General features: G+C 50.8%; 2 protein-coding genes. Both read left to right on the top strand.

Features of this window, described 5'->3' with window-relative positions; genetic code table 11:
• The first annotated feature begins 730 nt into the window (after positions 1 to 730).
• The gene (gene speD / locus CLOSYM_RS10250; protein WP_003503353.1) at positions 731 to 1,492 is read left to right on the top strand and encodes an adenosylmethionine decarboxylase; all 762 of its coding nucleotides are present in this window, start codon (positions 731 to 733) and stop codon (positions 1,490 to 1,492) included.
• Between the two features lie 17 nt (positions 1,493 to 1,509).
• Positions 1,510 to 2,961, top strand: coding sequence for an aminotransferase class I/II-fold pyridoxal phosphate-dependent enzyme (locus CLOSYM_RS10245; protein WP_009298935.1), 1,452 nt, complete (start codon positions 1,510 to 1,512; stop codon positions 2,959 to 2,961).
• Positions 2,962 to 2,982 lie beyond the last annotated feature (21 nt).

Raw genomic sequence — 2,982 nt, 5'->3', positions numbered from 1 at the left:
CCCCGTCCGCTGGCCGTTCCGGCGGCGTCCTCATCTGCTTAACTAAATCTCCAAACTGTTATCCCTTTTCAAGAAATTTTCCACATTTTTCTTGACTTTACCACCCTAAAAATGATATGATACTCGCGACATGGAAAAATGATGATTTTTAGATGAGTCATCCATGCAAATATTCTTGACCACCCGCCGCAGACGGGTAGAGGCCATACGGACAGCCGGGTCAAATGCCGAGCGGCAACTTTCGTTGCCTTATTGATTGAGTTAGAAGCTCAAATTTTATAAGTTGGTTACTTTACAACCAGTGCGATGGTGCACATCAACTTGTGAAACGGTCAATAAGAGTGGTAAAAGTAAAATATTTGCTATATAGACTCTGAAAATCAAAGTTTTCCTTAATTCGTGATAACGCCCGGGAAGGGCGGTAACAGAATTTCCGGCGGGAGGTTTATCCGTTGGATGCAGGAGAATAGAACGATCGGATTATTTTTGCGCAAGTGATGCAGACACATCACTTGCGCTTTTTGTTACAGTTCAGCCTTCGGCCAAACTGCAGCAAATGATGCACGAAACGGCAAGAAAACGCCGTTGATTGTGGTGAAAAGTTTACTTTTCATCGCGTCGCGCCGCTTAACTCGGGATTTTCGCAAAAAACAGCGAAAACACCTCGCGGAATACATCATGGCTGAACTGTTACCGCTTTTTGCATTGTACCATTGGAAAAGGAGATACGATGGATCAGAAGTTGAAATTATACGGGTTTAATAACCTGACAAAAGCCCTCAGTTTTAATATTTACGACGTCTGTTATGCCAAAACGCCCAGAGAGCAGAAGGATTATATTGCCTATATCGACGAGCAGTATAATTCGGACCGGCTTACCGGAATCCTTACGACGCTGACTGATATGATAGGCGCCACCGTCCTTAACATTTCCCAGCAGGATTATGAGCCGCAGGGGGCGTCCGTGACGCTGTTGATCGCGGAGGGCTCCATGGTCCCGGTGGCCGGGGAGACAAAGGTGGCCCATTTAGATAAGAGCCATGTGACGGTCCACACTTATCCGGAATACCATCCGGAAACCTGCCTTGCCACGTTCCGTGTCGATATCGACGTGGCTACCTGCGGCGAGATTACCCCACTGTCCACCCTGGACTATCTGATCGGTTCCTTTGATTCGGATATCATAACAATGGATTACCGTGTCAGGGGATTTACGAGGGCCATGGACGGCAAAAAGCTTTTTATGGATCACCGGGTCAAATCCATTCAGGATTATATCGCAGAGGAGACGCTGCGCCGGTATGACGTGGTGGATATCAATGTGTATGAGGCCAACCTTTTCCATACGAAAATGATGGTGAAGGATATTGATTTGCAGAACTATCTGTTCAAAACGGATGTCTATGAGCTTCCGCCCAGGACGAGGCTTTCCATTATGGACAGCCTGAGAAGGGAAATGATCGAGATTTTCAGCGGACGCAATATATACTAATCAGGGAGGTGATTACTATGACCGGACTTACCCAGGAAAGGGCGCCCATCTACGAGGCGCTGGAGAAATTTCAGAAAATGAGGGTGGTTCCCTTCGATGTGCCGGGCCATAAGAGAGGGAGGGGGAATCCGGAGCTGACGGCTCTTCTCGGGGAAACGTGTATGCAGATGGATGTCAACTCCATGAAGCCTCTCGATAACCTGTGCCATCCGGTGTCGGTTATCGCGGATGCGGAACGTCTGGCAGCGGAGGCGTTCGGCGCAGCCCATGCGTTTTTGATGGTGGGAGGTACGACCTCGGCGGTGCAGAGCATGGTGCTGGCAGCCGTGAAGCGGGGGGAGAAAATCATTCTTCCCAGGAATGCCCACCGCAGCATTATGGGGGCGCTGGTTCTCTGCGGAGCCGTTCCGGTCTATGTCAATCCGGCCGGTGACAAGAGGCTTGGCATACCCCTTGGTATGAGGCTTGAGGATGTGAAGAAGGCCATCGAGGAAAATCCGGATGCAAAGGCCGTCTTTGTAAATAATCCGACTTACTATGGAATCTGTTCCGACTTACGCTCCATTGCCAGGCTGGCGCATGAGCATGGGATGCTCTGTCTGGCAGACGAGGCACACGGAACCCACTTCTATTTCGGGGAGGGACTGCCCGTCTCCGCAATGGCGGCAGGAGCCGATATGGCAGCCATATCGATGCATAAATCGGGTGGGAGCCTGACCCAGAGTTCCCTCCTGCTTACAGGCCCGGCGATGTCCACAGGCTATGTGAGACAGATTATCAACCTGACCCAGACCACCAGCGGCTCCTACCTTCTTTTGTCCAGTCTGGATATTTCCAGAAGGAATCTGGCCCTCAGGGGAAAAGAGGCGTTTGGGAAGGTGACGGAGCTGGCCGGGTACGCCAGGAATGAGATTAATAAAATCGGCGGTTATTACGCATACAGCAGGGAACTGGTCAATGGAGACAGCATCTTTGATTTCGATGTGACGAAGCTCTCTGTCCATACGAGGGATATCGGCCTGGCGGGAATCGAGGTTTATGATCTGCTGAGGGATGAGTACGATATCCAGATTGAATTCGGCGATCTAGGAAATATCCTCGCCTACCTTTCTATCGGAGACAGACAGAGGGAGGTGGAACGGCTCGTAAGCGCCCTCTCGGAGATACGGCGCCGGTTCAGCCGAGATAAATCCAGCCTGATGGATTATGATTATATCGATCCGGTGGTAGTCCTGTCGCCCCAGGAGGCATTCTACGCGGAAAAAGAATCCCTGCCCATCGGCGAGACGGCCGGACGCATTTGCAGTGAATTCGTCATGTGCTATCCGCCCGGAATTCCGATCCTGACACCGGGAGAACGGATCACGGCAGAGATTATCGACTACATACGCTATGCAAAGGATAAGGGATGTTCGATGACAGGGCCGGAGGATGCCGCAATTGAGAGGTTGAATGTATTGGAGATTTAACTGAGGTTGGGAGGACGCGTC

It is taken from the genome of [Clostridium] symbiosum ATCC 14940, assembly GCF_000466485.1.
Classification (GTDB): Bacteria; Bacillota; Clostridia; order Lachnospirales; family Lachnospiraceae; genus Otoolea; species Otoolea symbiosa.
The sequence above is the reverse complement of the archived record's forward strand: the minus strand, read 5'-3'. Positions and strand labels throughout refer to the sequence as shown.

Bases quoted from the DNA above. Each gene is read 5' to 3' on its own strand.
- speD (WP_003503353.1), top strand. From the start codon at position 731: ATGGATCAGAAGTTGAAATTATACGGGTTTAATAACCTGACAAAAGCC.
- CLOSYM_RS10245 (WP_009298935.1), top strand. From the start codon at position 1,510: ATGACCGGACTTACCCAGGAAAGGGCGCCCATCTACGAGGCGCTGGAG.